This is a genomic window from Flavobacterium paronense (genome assembly GCF_030409795.1).
In the GTDB taxonomy this organism is placed as follows: Bacteria; Bacteroidota; Bacteroidia; order Flavobacteriales; family Flavobacteriaceae; genus Flavobacterium; species Flavobacterium paronense.
On sequence record NZ_JAUFQN010000019.1, the window covers coordinates 1,644,192 to 1,661,313 of the forward strand.

The window sequence follows — 17,122 nt, forward strand, 5'->3', positions numbered from 1 at the left end:
TTCTCTCTGCTAACTAACTACAGATAAACATTGTTTTAACTCTGGATGCTCACTTGTAAAGAATTGCAACCATTTTTTTAATTGTTCAACTTCGTATGGCAATAAATTTCTAATCGCCTTTTTCAATTCTTTTACAAAAAGAACAGGGTCGAAGCTTACTCTTTCGAGTACCGATTTAGTGTAATCATAGATCATTCTAGGCATGGTTGGTTAAGATTTGGGGTTATCTTATTGTAAGAACGTTTAGTAAAAGTATGTTAAAAAGATTCTGTCACCAAAAAAAATCGATGAAATACATCGTTTAAATACTTTTTTTATCGACAATATGCAATAATTAAAATTATTTTTAAGTTTTAACTTACTAAAATCTTTTTATCCATAGCCTCATAAAGCCATTTTTGAATTTCAGGTTTATCAGCAGTAAAATAAAACAACCAATTAATTAATTTTTCTCTTTCATGCGGCAACAATTCCCTGGCAGCTGTTTTTAAAACTTTAACAAAAAGGTCTTTATTGTTTGCAGCTTTAATGATGGAAGATCTTGTGTAATCATATATCATCTGTCCCATAACTGTAAAATTTTTGAATGTTATTAATCTGATATACAAAACAGATTACGACAGAGTTTCCCTACCTTGAAACAATAAAAAAAGGGACCGTTTAAGTCCCTTTAGTTTTATTTATTATTAATTAGCAACATACAATGCTGCAGTTCAGGTTTTTCTTTTATAAATTTAGTTAGCCAAGTTACCAATTCTTCTATCTCATAAGGTAATAACACCTTACAGGCTTTTTCAAGTTCTTTACAGAAAAGATTGACATCAAAACTCACACCTTTCAAAACAGACTTTGTATAGTCTAGCATCTGTTTAGACATAAAAAGTAATTCATTTGATTAGATAATAAATAAGAACGTTTTTTACTTACATCAAATTTAAAAATATTTCTTAATCGATAATTAATTTGACTGTTAAATAAAACAATAATAAATGTTATTTTTTTTTAGGCCCTTTGCTGGCTCGTAACATTTCTCTTTTACCTGGAGCACCAGGTAACTTTTCTACAGAAAATCCTGCCGAAAGCATAGCATTTTTTATTGAAGTCCGACATGCGTATGTAACCAAAACGCCATTTGGTTTTAAAGCTTTAAACATAGCAACAAATATTTCCTCACTCCAAAGTTCAGGTTGCACTCTAAAACCAAAAGCATCAAAATAAATTAAATCAAAAACGCATTCATCTTTAATATCCTGAAAAAACTGCTGACGTTTGGTTAACGAAAAATTATAACTAATATTTTGTTTTTCATCCCAAACAGATTCGTGAAATTCCTTAAAAACATTGATTTCAGTTGCATCAATTTCAGATGCGTAATTCATTTGCATGGCTTCATCTAAAGTAACTGGATAGGCTTCTACTCCAATATAATCAATAGTCTGATTATTCTTTTTGGCTTCTAAATAAGTGATAAAACAATTCAAACCAGTACCAAAACCAATTTCTAATACAGCTATTGGTCTTTCTTCGAAAAGTAATAATCCATTTTTTATAAATACGTGATATGCTTCTTGAATAGCGCCATGTTTTGAATGATAACTTTCATTCCATTCTGGCAAATGAATAGTAGTAGAACCATCATTAGTTTGAATTATTTCGCGTTTCAAATTATTTTATGTATAATTTTTTGATTCTCGGAATTGGTCCACCACATTTATTTTCATGACACTTTAAGCAGGCATCAACTCCTGCATTGAAATGTTTTTTGGCATTTATAGGATCGCTGTAGAGTAACTGTTGTGCCTTAATATACTCTTTTGCCTGTTCTTTAAAAAACAAATCATTATCGGTTTCATCTGTGAATTTTGCTGAATAAATCTTCAGATAATGCTCAGGAAACTTCCCGATTGAAACACCTTTTATAATGTTTTTCTTCACACGTTGATTGTCCAGATACATTTGTTCCATCAAAGCAGCCATTTCAGACATTTGATACATTTCCAATTTCTTTTCTTTACCCGGGGAACATTTCTTTTCATCTGGTTTTTCCACTTTATTTTGACATGAGAAAATACCAAAAAATAAAACTAGTACAATTATCTTTTTCATCAAAAATAAAATTTATTTTTTGATGTAAACACCATCCGCCAAAAACGAAAAGGTTACTTCTGGTTTAGTGATTTTTGCAATTTCTGCTGAAGATTTTCCACCATCTTTGGCATAATGTCTTAACGATTCGACCGATTCAATATCAACAAAAGCTTTACCGTTTACTATAGCTTGACTATTATCAGCATTCAACGGAACGAAGAAACCATAATCTTTAAATTTTACGAATGACTCCTCATCACCTGCTAATTCCATTTTCATCCAACAACCTTTCTTTTTGCACACGGCTTTGATATTCGATTGAAATTGAACCGTAATTGTATCGCCTTTTTTAAGGGATTTATACTTTTTCAACATTTCGTTTTTACTATAAATTGTAGTCACTTTAAATTTATCACCAAACAAAGCGTAATCTTTACTATTAAAAGATTTGATTTTTTTTTGAGCTATCACTGTAGTTCCAACACATAATAAAAGTAGTATTAGGATAACATTTAATTTTTTCATGAGAATGTTTTTTAATGATTTGCGAATATAAACAGTTTAGGAAATTTAATAAGTAAATCAACAATTATTTTAAGGTTTTGTTGTTAATTTAATTTCTAAACTAAACAAAAATAAGGAATTAAAAAAAAGTTTTCAATTTTCATTGGAGATGCAATATGCAACCATATTTTTATTAGTTTTACAAAAATTAGCAAAACAACTTTAATTTTTAGAAAGAAAATTTTAAACAATTAATTATCAATATATTGAGATCCTTTCTAAAATAAATCTATCCTTAAATGATATTAAAAAATACTTCCGAAATCGATATAGTTAGAGCAAATTCAACTAAAATAAACGATGTCGATTTTGAAAACCTTACTTTTGGAAGTGTATTTACAGACCATATGTTGGTTTGTGATTTCAAAGACGGTAAATGGGAAAAACCTGTAATCAAACCTTATGAACCTTTCTTAATTGATCCGTCAGCCAAAGTTTTTCATTATGGCCAAGCTATTTTTGAAGGTATGAAAGCTTACAAAGATGAAAACGATGACGTATGGCTATTTAGACCTGACGAGAACTTCCATCGCTTTAATAAATCAGCTATCAGAATGGCAATGCCCGAAGTTACTGAAGAAATCTTCATAGATGGTTTAAAAACCATTATTGATTTAGAAAGAGATTGGGTAAAAAAAGGAGATGGAAATTCACTATACATAAGACCTTTTATGATTGCCATTGGCTCTGGAGTAATTGCTAATCCATCAACACAATACAGATTCATGATTATTCTTTCACCTGCTCGCTCATATTTTGCTGGCGAAGTAAAAGTAATTATAGCAGATCATTACAGCCGTGCAGCAAATGGGGGAATTGGAGCAGCAAAAGCAGCAGGTAATTATGCAGGACAATTTTATCCAACAAAATTAGCAAATGAAAAAGGTTTCCAACAAGTAATTTGGACCGATGATGCTACACATACCAAACTAGAAGAAGCAGGTACTATGAATGTTTTTGTTAGAATAAATGACACTTTAATAACAGCACCTATAAGCGACAGGATTTTAGATGGTATTACAAGAAAAAGTTTGATCGATATAGCCAAACGAGATGGAATAAAGATAGAAGAACGTTCGGTTTTAGTAGATGAATTATTGACTGCTGCAAAAAACGGAAGTCTTAAAGAAATTTTTGGTGCTGGTACAGCTGCTGTAGTAAGTCCAATTGTTGGATTTTCTTGCCAAGATGTTTATTATGAATTGCCAAAAATTGAAAATTCATTTGCTAATGATATTAAAGATAAATTAACCAAAATTCAATACAAACAAGCCGAAGACACTTTCGGATGGATGGTTAAAATCTAAATTATATTTTAAATAACAAATCCTCTAAACCAGAGGATTTGTTATTTAAAATAAATTCTTGATAAATTTAGGTTTTAAATTACTTTCAAGTTTAACTTAATTAGAGATTTGAATTTCATCAAATACCTTTTTTTTTTCTGAATGCCATGTTCTAAAATGGTTCCTCAAAGAAAATCCAAACCACAACTTAATCATTTCAATGGCCACGAACTTTGAATTTACCAAGTATTAATAAACCTCAAACTTCACATATATTTCATTTTATTTTACCCAATTAGTATCTGATTGTAAATAAATTATAATTATCTTTATAAACCTAAATCTTGAAATGTTACCTATAGTATTAATAGTTTAAACAAATCAATTTATGAAAAACAAATTACTTAAAAGCATTGCCTTGGGCGTTATTATAGCTTTAGCTATTGCCTGTCAACCTAAAAAAGAAGATTCAAAAACTGCAGATGCACCAGCAGTTGACAAAGAAAAAATTAAATCCGAAATTGTAGCCATGGAAACTGTAATGGCAGACATGTATAACATGAGAAGTGCTGCATCTGAGGAATATTATGACGATAATGCCACTAGCTTTTCACAAAACAAACCTCCTTTGGTTGGTAAATTTGCCATTGATAAATCAATAAAAGACGATTTAACAAGTTTTGCAGCAGGTGATGTGATTTCGTTCTCTGTAAATGAAATATTTCCTTCTAGCGATGGAAATCAAGTGGTAGAAATTGGAAGTTACAAAGTAGTAGATGCCAAAGAAACTGTTAAATTTACTGGAAATTATATGAGCCTTTTTGAAAAAAAGGATGGCAAATATGTTTGCATCAGAGACATGGGTGCTTCAGATATGCCAAAAAAACAATAAAAAAAAGTTGTACAAGGCCTTTAACATACAGAGCACTTCTTGATTGAAGTGCTTTTTTTTACTTCTATTTTTAATTATTTTACTAATAAACCACTGAAAATAAATAATTTATAACTAAATTTAACAACCTAAATCTTGAGGCTTAACAAAAATTTTATTAATTTTTAATTAACCAATTTATGAAAAACAAGATTTTAAAAGGAATTGCATTAGGCCTAATTACCGCATTATTTATTGCCTGTCAACCTAAAAAAGAAGAAGAAGCAACTGCACCTGTTGCTGACAAAGAAGCAATTAAAGCCGAATTACAAACTATGGAGTCCGCATTTGCTGATGCCATGAACGCTGGAAAACCAGAATCAATTGTCTATTACTCTGATGATGTTATCAGCTATGACCAAAATGCAGCACCACTTAATGGAAAAAAAGCCGTAGATGCTAAGCTGGCTGAACAAGTAAAAAACACAGCAAAAGGAAATAAAATTTCTTATACTGCCAATGAAGTTTTTCCTTCAAGTGATGGTAATCAAGTAGTTGAAATAGGAAGTTATAAAGTTGTTGATTCTACAGGAGCAGCAAAAGCCAGCGGAAATTATATGGCGTTATTTGAAAAAAGAGATGGTAAATATGTTTGCATTCGAGATATGGGATCATCTGATATGCCTAAAGAAGAAAAAAAATAATTCTACCACAGTTTATTTTGAGAAGCACTTCCAATTAGAGGTGCTTTTTTTGTACTTTTAAAATCCTAAAAAAAGTATATGTCCAAACTTCCTAATGTTGGCACGAGTATCTTTACCATGATGTCACAAATGGCAAATGAATGTAATGCAATTAATCTGTCACAAGGTTTTCCAAATTTCCCAGTTGACAAACGACTAACAGATATTGTCGCCCGATTAGCTTCCGAAAATGTCCATCAATATACACCAATGAGTGGATTTCCTCCACTTTTAGAAAAGATTGCTAAACTAACACAACATTCCTATCAAAGAGTTGTTAAAACAAAAGATGAGATTTTAATTACTGCAGGTGCAACTGAAGGGATTTTTGCAACGATACAGGCTTTAGTAAATGCAAACAATGAAGTTATTATTCTGGATCCAAGTTATGATTGCTACGAAGCGCCAATTTTATTGAGTAATGCCAAACCAATAAGGGTTGCACTCAACAATGACTTTACGCCAAATTGGAAAAAAATAAAAGAGGCAACAAATGAAAACACAAAACTTATTATTATCAATAACCCGCATAATCCAACGGGGAAAACTTGGACAAAAAATGATTTTGTTCAGTTGGAAAAATTAGTTGACTCCTTCCCTAACCTAATCGTTCTTTCAGATGAAGTTTATGAATACATTACTTTTGAAGAAGCTCATATTTCTATACATCATCGACCAAAACTATGGAATCGCAGTATTAGCGTTTCTTCGTTTGGAAAATCGTTTCATATTACCGGCTGGAAAATTGGTTACGTAATTGCACCCGAATATTTGATGACAGAAATCAAAAAAGTACATCAGTTCTTGGTTTTTAGTGTGAATAGTATTTCACAGGTTGCGATTTCAGAATATTTAGATATCGTTGATGTCCAAAGTTTGGGAAGTTTCTACCAACAAAAAAGAGATTTCTTCCGTAACTTATTGAAAGAAACAAAACTCGAACTCTTGCCTTGTGAAGGTACTTATTTTCAAGTTGCTTCTTACGCCAACATTTCCAACAAAGATGATTTGACATTTGCCAAACAATTAGTAACCGAAATTGGTGTAGCGACAATTCCCATATCAAGTTTCTATGCCAATGGGACAGCTACTAAATGTATTCGATTTTGTTTTGCTAAAGATGATACCACATTAATTCAAGCAGCAGAGCGATTGATGAAATTATAAATCAATGACTGTTTACTTATTGTACACATCTAATTTTAGAATTGCCAATAAAAAAATCTAATTTTGGATTATGAATTTCATCCGAACAGTTTTCCTTTCCTTTATTTTATTGCTATCACTGAGTGGTTATGCCTCGCCCTCAGAAAATCCGTTAATGAAAAAAGGTTGGGCCGCCTTGGTAAAAGATAACGAAAATGAAGCTTTTCAGTATTTTTGGGAAGCACACGAAAAGGCTAAAAAAGACAAAAAAACCGCCGAAAATGCGGAGTCACTTCTCTATTTAGGAATTTGTTCCTATGGTGCGAGTTTGGAAAAAGGATTGCAGTTTGTCACACAATCGCTTAATGAATACAAACTTTTGGAGAAAACAAATCCCAAAAAAGCTTTGATTGGTCGCTACAAATGTCTGCAACTAATCAGTACGATTTATGTTCGTCAGAAAAAATATGACGATGCCATGCGTTTAAGCCAAGAAGTTGTAGCTGAACTAAAAAATAAAAACGATACTTCCGGTACATTGGGATTAGCATATAATAGCCTTGGTTCTTTGCACGAGTTAAAAAATGAAAAAACCGAAGCTGAACGCTATTATATCTTAGCTTTAAAAGAATTTGAAACAGGAAAAAACATCGCCTATCTTCCAACAGCATATTGCCGATTAGGAGAAATTGCCAAAAAAAAGGGACTAAATAAGTTTAGCCTGAATTATTTCCAAAAAGCGCTTTCTTTAGCCGAAACTTCTCAAAACAAACAAGCTCTGGTAAATGCATTGGTTTCGTTAGGAAAATGGTATATGACTTTTGAAAACGATTTGCTTCAAGCCGAAAACTTTTTTAATAAAGCTCGAGTAATTGCTGAACCAATTTCTGACAAAACTTTTGAAATAAAAACAATAGAAGCTTTAATTGAACTTAAAAAGAAAGAGGGAAACTTCAAAGAAGTAAGTCAATTACAAAATGAAGTAATTGGAATTAAAGACGGTTTTTATTCTTTCGAAAGAGAACAAATTATAAAAAGCTTAGAAGTTCAATTTGATGTATCAGAAAAAAACAGAAAGTTGCAATTAGTATCAGCTGAAAGAGAAGTTGCCAAACTAACCAACTATCTTTTAATATCACTTTTAGGATTGCTAATAGTTGTATTCACCATTGTATATTTCTTCTTGAAACGAATCAACAAACGTGACAAACAATTACTTAAAACAAAGGAAGAATTAGTGAATATAATGGAAAACCAAAAACTACTAAAAGAACAGCAATTTCAAAACGATATAGAATTTAAAGAAAGTCAGTTAAGCGCCATTACTATTCAAATGCTGGAAAAAAATGAATTGCTTGATGAAATTAAGACTATGCTTAACCAAAAAGAACTAACATCGGAGAAGGAAATTAAAAAACTGGTAAGCAAATACACTATTCAGGATAATAATTGGAAAGATTTTGATAATTATTTTGAAAGTGTCAACAAAAACTTTTATACTCGTTTAAAGCAAAAGTATCCTGATATTAGTTCGAATGATTTGAAAATTTGTGCTCTAATCAAACTGAATTTATCAATTAAAGAAATGGCTTCTATCTTAAACATTTCTCCTGATAGTGTCAAAACAGCGCGTCATCGCTTGCGCAAAAAACTACAATTAAACACCGAAGAAAACCTTACCGATTTTATTCTTTCAGTGTAAAAAAAATAAAAAATCAAACACAGATTTCCCAAGATTTTCACAGAATAACTTGTAAAAAATCTGGGGAATCTGTGTTTAAAATCCGAAGTGAAATTTTATAATTAAACCCATTAATCAACAAAAAAACAAAGCATACAATAAATGTTTACCTTTTGTCAACCTACAATTTTAGTCTGAACAGAAATTTAAAAATATCTTTGAATTGAAAAATTGCTATGAATAAAGATTTTCAAAAAATTTATCAAGAAATAAAACGCAAAAGTTAATTGCTGTGAACTGGGTTGAAGTAACTATGCTTCAATCCAGTTTGTTTTTTTTAGGAATAATAGTTTTATATATTTACTAAAAATTAAACCTTATGAATTTTTCAGCAAAAATGCTTCGCGATAATGCGTTATCCGATAAAGTAATAGTAGTAACTGGTGGCGGAAGTGGTTTAGGCAAAGCCATGACTAAATATTTTTTAGAATTGGGAGCTAAAGTTGCCATTTCCTCCCGCGATTTAGAAAAACTAAAAACCACCGCAGCGGAATTAGAAAAGGAAACTGGCGGAAAATGTCTGCCAATTCAATGTGATGTTCGCCATTACGATCAAGTCGAAGCCATGCTTGCCGAAACATTAAAAGCCTTTGGTAAAGTAGATGTGTTGCTTAACAATGCCGCCGGAAACTTCATCTCACCTACCGAAAGACTTTCTGCCAATGCTTTTGACACGATTATTGACATCGTTTTAAAAGGTTCTAAAAACTGTACACTCGCTTTTGGAAAACATTGGATTGCTGAAAAACAAACCAATTGCAATGTATTAAATATCGTAACTACTTATGCCTGGACAGGTTCAGGTTATGTAGTGCCAAGCGCTACTGCCAAAGCCGGAGTTCTAGCCATGACAAGAAGCTTAGCTGTTGAATGGGCAAAATACGGAATCCGAATGAACGCCATTGCTCCCGGACCATTTCCAACCAAAGGTGCCTGGGACAGATTATTACCTGGAGATTTAGCTGAAAAGTTTGACATGGCTAAGAAAGTACCTTTGAAACGTGTGGGCGACCATCAGGAATTAGCCAATTTGGCGGCCTATTTAGTTTCTGATTTTTCTGCGTATATCAATGGAGAAGTAATTGTTATTGATGGTGGTGAATGGTTACAAGGTGCCGGACAATTTAACATCTTAGAAAAAATTCCACAGGAAATGTGGGATATGCTTGAGGCGATGATTAAGAATAAAGGCAGTAAATAATAGTGGCCATTTGGCAGTCAGACTACTGAACACTTAAAACTGAACACTGAACACTTTTACAAGAATGTTAACAAAATTCCGTTGGCAAAGCCATAAATAATTGTATTTTTACGGCTCTAAATTTTTAAAAATTAAATGGGTAAAATCATTGCTATTGCCAATCAAAAAGGTGGTGTTGGTAAAACAACAACTTCTGTAAATCTTGCTGCATCACTGGGAGTTTTAGAAAAAAAAGTGCTTTTAATAGATGCCGACCCACAAGCCAACGCCAGTTCGGGTTTAGGTATTGATGTCGAAAATGTAACTATTGGCACCTATCAAATTCTTGAACACAGCAATATACCGGAAGAAGCTATTATACCATGCAGCGCTCCAAATGTTTGGGTAATTCCTTCGCATATTGATTTGGTTGCCATTGAAATTGAATTGGTTGACAAAGAAAACCGTGAATACATGCTTAAACAAGCATTGGAAAGTATTAAAGACGAATACGATTATATTTTAATTGATTGCGCACCATCTTTAGGTTTGCTAACATTAAATGCATTAACAGCTGCTGATAGTGTGGTTATCCCAATTCAGTGTGAATATTTTGCTCTGGAAGGTTTGGGGAAATTATTAAACACAATTAAAAGTGTTCAAAAAATACACAACGCTAATTTGGATATCGAAGGCCTTTTATTAACCATGTTTGACTCTCGTTTACGATTGTCCAATCAGGTGGTTGAAGAAGTGCAAAAACATTTTAGTGATATGGTTTTCAAAACTATTATTCAACGAAATGTGAAATTAAGCGAAGCACCAAGTTTTGGTGAAAGTATTATTAACTTTGATGCTACAAGCAGAGGTGCAACAAATTACTTAAGTTTAGCCCAAGAAATTATCAAGAAAAACAGCAATTAAGCCATGGCAAAAGCTATAAAAAAACAAGCATTAGGAAGAGGATTATCAGCATTGTTGAAAGATCCTGACAATGATATTAAGTCCATTGGTGATAAAAATGCCGAAAAAGTTGTGGGCAATATCATCGAATTAGATATCGAGTCAATTGCTATAAATCCATTTCAACCGAGAAGTAATTTTAATGAAGATTCGCTTCAGGAATTAGCCTCTTCTATCAAAGAATTAGGTTTGATTCAACCTATTACCGTTCGAAAATTAGACTTTAATAAATACCAATTAATTTCTGGTGAGCGCCGTTTACGTGCTTGCAAAATAGTAGGCTTAACTACTGTTCCTGCATACATCCGGATTGCCAATGACAATGAGTCGTTATTAATGGCTTTGGTAGAAAATATTCAACGTCACGATTTAGACCCAATTGAGATTGCGCTTTCGTATCAAAGATTAATTGACGAAATCCAATTAACTCAAGAACAAATGAGCGAACGTGTTGGGAAAAAACGCTCTACAATTGCTAACTACTTGCGATTATTAAAGTTAGATCCAATTATCCAAACAGGAATTAGAGATGGATTTATCAGTATGGGACACGGTCGTGCGATTATCAACATCGAAAATCAAGATGTTCAAACCGATATTTATCAAAAAATTGTAAGCCAAAACCTTTCGGTTCGTGAGACAGAAGCCTTGGTGAAAAATTATCAGGAGAGCATCAAACCAGCATCACCAAAAGCAAAAAAAACAGCATCTTTCAAAGTTGAAGATGAACAGAAAAAAGCATTTGTAAATTTCTTTGGTTCAAAAATAGACGTTAAAATTGCGGGTAACGGGAAAGGAAAAATTACAATTCCATTTCACTCTGAAGAAGATTTTAATCGCATTATCAAACTAATAAAAGGGTAGTGAATAAGATTTTCTATATAGCAATACTCTTTTTTCTTTTTGGATATCAAGCTGTTTTTTCACAGGAAATTGGTCAAGCTATAAAAGCAAAAGACACTTTAAAATCAAAAGAAATTGACCCACTTCGACCAACAAAAGCTGCATTTTATTCTGCAATTGTACCAGGTTTAGGGCAAGCCTACAATAAAAAATACTGGAAAATTCCCATTGTATATGGTGCAATCGGTACAAGTCTTTATTTTTATATCAGTAACAATAAAAAATACCATAGCTATCGAGATGCTTATAAATTAAGATTGCTTGGCCTTCCTGATGAGTATGATTATCTTGATAATTCAAGGTTAATTGCTGCTCAACGATTTTACCAACGTAATAGAGATTTATCATTATTAGTTTCAGTTGGCTTTTATATTTTAAATATTGTTGATGCCAATGTTGATGCACATTTGATACAGTTTAACGTCAGCGATAAATTATCGTTTCAACCTGCAGTTTATCAAAATGAAATTGATTACAAACCCAATTTAGGTCTAACTTTTAATTATAAATTCTAAATGAAAATAGCCTTATTAGGATATGGTAAAATGGGCAAAGTAATCGAAAGAATTGCTCTGGAAAGAGGTCATGAAGTTGTGTTGAAAAAAGACGAATTCAATACTTTTGATGGTATAGAAAATGCGGATGTTGCCATTGATTTTAGCGCACCAAGTATTGCTGTTGAAAACATATCTACAGCTATCAACCAAGGCATACCGGTAATATCGGGAACTACAGGTTGGCTCGAAAATTACCATAAAATAGAAAGACTTTGTAACGAAAAAAATGCTGCTTTTCTTTATGGTTCCAATTTTAGTTTGGGAGTAAATTTATTCTTTGAATTGAATGATTATCTGGCAAAGATGATGGCAAAATTCAAAGACTACAAAGTTTCAATGGAAGAAATTCATCACACTCAAAAACTTGACAAACCAAGTGGAACTGCTATTTCATTAGCAAATGCTATTATAAATCATACCGAAAAAAACAATTGGGCTATAGAAAACCCAAAAGAAGATGACGTTTTTATTGATGTAAAACGAATCGACGATGTTCCCGGTACACACAGTGTTTTTTATAATTCTGAAGTAGATTTAATCGAAATAAAACATATAGCTCACAATCGAGAAGGTTTTGCACTTGGTGCTGTGATTGCTGCCGAATGGATAATCGGCAAAAAAGGTGTTTTCTCGATGAAAGATGTATTAGATTTACATAAATAAATCTTAAAATTGTAACAAATAAGATAATCTTAAAACTTATACTCAAACTTTTAAACTCAGCATTATGTCATTATATCAATGGTTTATATTTTTCCTAATAGTTCAACTAGTTCATGGTTTAGGAACCTGGAAATTATACGAAAAAGCAGGTAGAAAATCTTGGGAAGCCTTTATTCCGATTTACAATTCCATCGTTTTAATGAAAATCTTAAACAGACCAACTTGGTGGACATTGCTCCTATTCATCCCAATTATCAATCTGATAATGTTTCCTGTAATTTGGGTAGAAACATTAAGAAGTTTTGGAAAAAATTCGACGGCTGATACTTGGTTAGGTATTTTCACTTGTGGACTTTACATTTATTATGTCAATTACACACAAGATGTTAAACACGTTGCAGACAGAAGTTTAGTAGCTCGCACAAAAACGGGCGACACAGTTAGTTCGTTGCTATTTGCTATAGTTGTGGCAACTTTGGTGCATACCTATGTAATGCAGCCTTACACCATACCATCTTCATCATTAGAAAAATCATTATTGATTGGCGACTTTCTTTTTGTGAGTAAATTTCATTACGGAGCTAGAGTTCCAATGACGACAGTTGCAGCTCCAATGGTTCACGATACTTTGCCATTTATACATACAAAATCATATCTATATGATGATAATAATCCAGAATCATGGAAAAACAAGTTGCAACTTCCATATTTTAGATTTCCAGGTTTTGAAAAAATTGAAAACTCGGATATTGTAGTGTTCAATTGGCCAAGAGATACTTTATTTCATATGTACAAACCAGCCGATAGACGCTATAGCAAACCAATTGACAAAAAAACAAATTATGTAAAACGGTGTGTTGGAATAGCTGGTGACAGTTTACAAATCAAAAATGGTGATATATTTATAAATGGAAAACTTTTAGTTCTTCCTGAAAGAGCTAGACCTCAATTCTGTTATGATGTTAAACTTAAAAATGGTGCTGACGAAACATATTTACAACAAAATGAAATAAAAGAATACAACTATGTCTTCAAAATGGAGCGTAAGCTTTGGGATAATAATATCGTTAGACAATTTTTAAATGATGAAAGAATCAGAGTTACACAATTAGCTAAAGATTCTGTAAACGCTTACTTTAATGCACAAGGAGTTACTGCTGATATTTACAAAAAATTAAATTTAGGAATAGGCTATTATCAAGCAAATTTAACAGCACAAAAAGCTGATTTGTTGAAGAATGATCCAAATGTTGAATCTGTAAAACGATTTATTAAAACTGGCGTTGAAGATGGTATTTATCCTGATGCACAAGATGGAAAACCAACAACTTTAAACAATTGGAACAGTGATAATTTTGGCCCAATATATATTCCAAAAGCCGGTGCAACAGTTAAGTTAGATTTAAAATCGCTTCCATTTTATAAAATCATCATTTCAGAATATGAGAAAAATAAATTGAAAGTAATTGGCAACGATATTTATATAAATGATAAAAAAGCAACAACCTATACGTTCAAACAAAACTACTATTGGATGATGGGAGATAACAGAAACAACTCTTTAGACGCTAGATATTTTGGTTATACACCAGAAGATCACATCGTAGGAAAACCAGTTTTCATATGGATGAGTTGGGACACTAATGGAAAAGGGCTTAACAAAATCCGTTGGGAAAGATTATTCACAACCGTGAGTGGCGATGGACAACCACAATCCTATTTCAAATATTTCCTTGGCTTGTTAGCCTTGTATTTTGTAGGCGATTATTTTTGGAAGAAAAGAAAAGCGAATAAAGCTTAATTGTTATAAGTTGTGAGTTGTAGGTTATAGGTCAAAAACTTACAACTTACAACATAGAACTTACAACAAAAAATGAACAACATCATAATCCATCCTTCTTATTTCCCTTCAATCAGTCATTTTGTGGCGATTGCTAATGCAGATATTGTGACGTTTGAAACGGAAGATAATTTTCAGAAGCAAACGAACCGAAACCGTATGTTTATTTACAGTCCAAATGGAATTCAGCTTTTAAATGTTCCAATCAAACACAGCAAAGAAAAACACCAACGCATTAAGGAAGTAAAAATTGAAAATGATTTTGATTGGCAAAAACAACACTTCAAATCACTAGAAGCTGCTTATAGAACTTCTCCATTTTTTGAGTATTTTGAAGATGATATTTTACCGATTTTCCAAAAGAAACATACCTTTTTAATGGACTTAAATCTAGAAACAATGGCAATTGTGTTAAAATGTTTGCGTTTGGAATTTGATTACAATGAAACTGCCGAATATTTCCATGATATCAATGACAAAACCGATTTAAGAAATCTAATAAATGGTAAAAAAGACACTTCCCTTTTTGAACCTTACACTCAGGTTTTTGGGAATAAACATGGTTATTTAAATAATCTTTCTATTTTAGATTTACTTTTCAATGAAGGAAGATATGCATTGGATTATCTGAAGAAGCAACAGCTTTAGTTATTCTATAAACGAAAGCCTTGTCATCACAGGAAAGTGATCGGAATTTTCAAATTGGGCAAATGTAGTAAAACTTTTTACCTTCATTTTTTTACTGGCAAAAATATAGTCAATTCGGGCAGGATAATATTTAAACTTATATGTTTGCCCAAAACCATTTCCTGCTTCTTCAAAACAATCATTCAAATCGGATTTGATACTTCTGTAAACGAACGAAAACGGACTGTTATTCATATCACCACAAATAATTACCGGATAAGCACACTCATTTTTATGCTTTACTAAAATTTCGGCTTGGTTTTCCTGTTTCTTAAAAGCATCTCGAATTCGGTTGAAAAGTTGCTGTGATTTGTTTTGATTAATTGAATCAACATGCTCAGAAATCTCATTCACATCAGGAGAAATCTTTATCGATTGTAAATGAATATTATACACTCTAATCGTGTCTTTTCCTTTTCTGATATCGGCATAAATTATATTATTTCCCGCTGTTGGAATCTTGAAATCGCCTTGGTTAAAAATTGGAAATTTGGAAAAAATAGCTTGCCCTGTTTTGATATTTTTACCTTCCATAAAAATGGCTTTGTACTTGTAAACTCTCAAATCAACTTTAGCATTTTCTGAATATTCCTGAATGCATAATACATCCGGATTTTGCTCATTGATAAAACTCAGAATAGTGTTCCCAACGTCATCTCTATCAATCCAATCAAACAAATTGAACAAACGTACATTGTAACTCATTACAGTAAAATCTTTTTCGGATGCCTCAATATCATTGGAAGAAAACTTGTAGAACTTATTGATGAATGTAATTCCGAGCAATAAAACCAACCCAGAAAGAATGACCTGACGCTTTAATTGCAACAGCCAATAAATAAAGAACAAAGCGTTTAAAATAAGAAACAATGGTAAAATCAATGTCAATACTGAGAGCAGTGGAAACATCTTCGGTGCCAGAAATGGTAAAGCATAAGCAACAAATGTCAATACAGTAACGACTATATTGAATCCGAATACTACTTTGTTAAACCACGATAATTTTTTCATTTACACTTTATTTTCCAGCTTTAAAGAGAAACTCTTTCTCCTCTGCCGTCAGACTATCATATCCCGATTGGCTAATTTTATCTAAAATTTCGTCTAATTGCTGTTGCGTTTTATCTTTAACAACAATTTTACTTTCTCTTTTGATTAGAGGTTTTTTGGGATTAACATGCACTTTTTTGAAAGGTGTTGATTGCTTTTTACTAAACAAATTCAATAGTGAATCGACAATCTTGCTCAAATCGGTTCCGTTTTGCAACAGTTTAATGTAAATATAACCAAAAACTGCTCCACTCAAATGCGCAATATGTCCCCCTGTATTATCCATCTGAATTTGCAGTAAATCCAATAAAAGTAGTACAGCTGTAATGTGCCAAAGTTTTACATTTCCAATTAATAGCAATCGGATTTCCATTAATGGCTGATACGTTGTTGTTGCCACTAATAAAGCCATTATCGCTGCTGAAGCACCAACCATACTTGAAGTTTGATGCAGAAAATAAAAACTCAATACAAAAGCCAATCCTGAAAAAATGGCACTCAAAATATATAATCCTAAATATTGCTTTTGCGTAAAAAAGGTTAGAAACAATCGGCTGGAAAAATTCAAAACCATCATATTAAAAAACAAATGCAAAAATCCATAATGGAAAAAAGCATAAGTCAATAAGGTCCATGGTTTGGTTAAAACAGTTGTTGGTTCGGAAGAAATAGCAACCCAATTGGGAAAATCAAAAGCACCCGACTTAAATTGGTAGAAAAAAATAATCGACAATAGGAAAAAACCAACATTCCAATAAATCATCTTATTAGCAATGCCACCTACTCGATACTGAAATTTTAAATCTTCAATTATACTCATATCTTTAAATATAAAGTTTC

20 protein-coding genes are annotated in these 17,122 nt (G+C 32.1%); 12 read left to right on the forward strand and 8 right to left on the reverse strand.

The annotated features are described in order from the left end of the window. Nucleotides 1-9: 9 nt before the first annotated feature. From QWY90_RS08575 to QWY90_RS08600, 6 genes are all read right to left on the reverse strand, one after another. The gene (locus QWY90_RS08575; RefSeq protein WP_290285462.1) at nt 10-204 is read right to left on the reverse strand and encodes a hypothetical protein; all 195 of its coding nucleotides are present in this window, start codon (nt 202-204) and stop codon (nt 10-12) included. A 149-nt stretch (nt 205-353) separates the two neighbouring features. Beyond that, nucleotides 354-569: a hypothetical protein gene (locus QWY90_RS08580; RefSeq protein ID WP_290285463.1), complete on the reverse strand. Its 216-nt coding sequence runs from the start codon at nt 567-569 to the stop codon at nt 354-356. 107 nt (nt 570-676) lie between these two features. Next, a complete protein-coding gene (locus QWY90_RS08585; protein ID WP_290285464.1) occupies nt 677-877 on the reverse strand; it encodes a hypothetical protein in 201 nt (66 codons plus the stop codon). Nucleotides 878-992: 115 nt separating this feature from the next. After that, nucleotides 993-1,664 (reverse strand): tRNA (5-methylaminomethyl-2-thiouridine)(34)-methyltransferase MnmC2, encoded by a 672-nt coding sequence (gene mnmC2 / locus QWY90_RS08590; RefSeq protein ID WP_290285466.1) that lies wholly within the window; start codon nt 1,662-1,664, stop codon nt 993-995. Nucleotide 1,665: 1 nt separating this feature from the next. Then, on the reverse strand, nt 1,666-2,106 hold the full coding sequence (locus QWY90_RS08595) for a hypothetical protein (RefSeq protein WP_290285467.1): 441 nt from the start codon (nt 2,104-2,106) through the stop codon (nt 1,666-1,668). A 12-nt stretch (nt 2,107-2,118) separates the two neighbouring features. Beyond that, the gene (locus QWY90_RS08600; RefSeq protein ID WP_290285468.1) at nt 2,119-2,613 is read right to left on the reverse strand and encodes a DUF4920 domain-containing protein; all 495 of its coding nucleotides are present in this window, start codon (nt 2,611-2,613) and stop codon (nt 2,119-2,121) included. Nucleotides 2,614-2,891: 278 nt separating this feature from the next. Here QWY90_RS08600 and QWY90_RS08605 point away from each other — a divergent pair, with 278 nt between their 5' ends. The 12 genes from QWY90_RS08605 (at nt 2,892) to QWY90_RS08660 (ending at nt 15,193) form a co-directional block, all read left to right on the forward strand. After that, complete coding sequence (locus QWY90_RS08605; protein ID WP_290285469.1) at nt 2,892-3,959, forward strand: branched-chain amino acid aminotransferase; 1,068 nt, start codon at nt 2,892-2,894, stop codon at nt 3,957-3,959. Nucleotides 3,960-4,326: 367 nt separating this feature from the next. Then, the gene (locus QWY90_RS08610) at nt 4,327-4,830 is read left to right on the forward strand and encodes a YybH family protein (RefSeq protein WP_290285470.1); all 504 of its coding nucleotides are present in this window, start codon (nt 4,327-4,329) and stop codon (nt 4,828-4,830) included. 179 nt (nt 4,831-5,009) lie between these two features. Next, on the forward strand, nt 5,010-5,513 hold the full coding sequence (locus QWY90_RS08615) for a YybH family protein (protein WP_290285471.1): 504 nt from the start codon (nt 5,010-5,012) through the stop codon (nt 5,511-5,513). A 78-nt stretch (nt 5,514-5,591) separates the two neighbouring features. Next, the gene (locus tag QWY90_RS08620; protein WP_290285472.1) at nt 5,592-6,719 is read left to right on the forward strand and encodes a methionine aminotransferase; all 1,128 of its coding nucleotides are present in this window, start codon (nt 5,592-5,594) and stop codon (nt 6,717-6,719) included. 70 nt (nt 6,720-6,789) lie between these two features. Next, nucleotides 6,790-8,400, forward strand: a complete 1,611-nt coding sequence (locus tag QWY90_RS08625) for a helix-turn-helix domain-containing protein (RefSeq protein ID WP_290285473.1) — start codon at nt 6,790-6,792, stop codon at nt 8,398-8,400. A 358-nt stretch (nt 8,401-8,758) separates the two neighbouring features. Further along, nucleotides 8,759-9,640 (forward strand): SDR family oxidoreductase, encoded by an 882-nt coding sequence (locus tag QWY90_RS08630; RefSeq protein WP_290285474.1) that lies wholly within the window; start codon nt 8,759-8,761, stop codon nt 9,638-9,640. Nucleotides 9,641-9,775: 135 nt separating this feature from the next. Further along, nucleotides 9,776-10,543 carry a ParA family protein gene (locus QWY90_RS08635; protein ID WP_290285475.1) on the forward strand — a complete coding sequence of 256 codons (768 nt, stop codon included), beginning with the start codon at nt 9,776-9,778 and terminating at the stop codon, nt 10,541-10,543. Between the two features lie 3 nt (nt 10,544-10,546). After that, nucleotides 10,547-11,446, forward strand: coding sequence for a ParB/RepB/Spo0J family partition protein (locus QWY90_RS08640; RefSeq protein ID WP_290285477.1), 900 nt, complete (start codon nt 10,547-10,549; stop codon nt 11,444-11,446). Then, a complete protein-coding gene (locus QWY90_RS08645; protein ID WP_290285478.1) occupies nt 11,446-12,000 on the forward strand; it encodes a DUF5683 domain-containing protein in 555 nt (184 codons plus the stop codon). Before QWY90_RS08640 ends, QWY90_RS08645 begins: the two co-directional genes overlap by 1 nt. After that, entirely contained in the window at nt 12,001-12,705 is a 705-nt protein-coding gene (gene dapB / locus QWY90_RS08650) for a 4-hydroxy-tetrahydrodipicolinate reductase (RefSeq protein ID WP_290285479.1), read from the forward strand. A gap of 64 nt (nt 12,706-12,769) precedes the next feature. Beyond that, the gene (lepB, locus tag QWY90_RS08655; RefSeq protein ID WP_290285480.1) at nt 12,770-14,506 is read left to right on the forward strand and encodes a signal peptidase I; all 1,737 of its coding nucleotides are present in this window, start codon (nt 12,770-12,772) and stop codon (nt 14,504-14,506) included. A 72-nt stretch (nt 14,507-14,578) separates the two neighbouring features. Beyond that, the gene (locus tag QWY90_RS08660) at nt 14,579-15,193 is read left to right on the forward strand and encodes a WbqC family protein (protein ID WP_290285481.1); all 615 of its coding nucleotides are present in this window, start codon (nt 14,579-14,581) and stop codon (nt 15,191-15,193) included. Here the strand turns inward: QWY90_RS08660 and QWY90_RS08665 are convergent, their stop codons facing one another. Together QWY90_RS08665 and QWY90_RS08670 are read right to left on the reverse strand one after the other, a co-directional pair. Next, on the reverse strand, nt 15,194-16,243 hold the full coding sequence (locus QWY90_RS08665) for an endonuclease/exonuclease/phosphatase family protein (protein ID WP_290285482.1): 1,050 nt from the start codon (nt 16,241-16,243) through the stop codon (nt 15,194-15,196). It lies immediately after the preceding gene. A gap of 7 nt (nt 16,244-16,250) precedes the next feature. After that, nucleotides 16,251-17,102 carry a rhomboid family intramembrane serine protease gene (locus tag QWY90_RS08670; RefSeq protein ID WP_290285484.1) on the reverse strand — a complete coding sequence of 284 codons (852 nt, stop codon included), beginning with the start codon at nt 17,100-17,102 and terminating at the stop codon, nt 16,251-16,253. Nucleotides 17,103-17,122 lie beyond the last annotated feature (20 nt).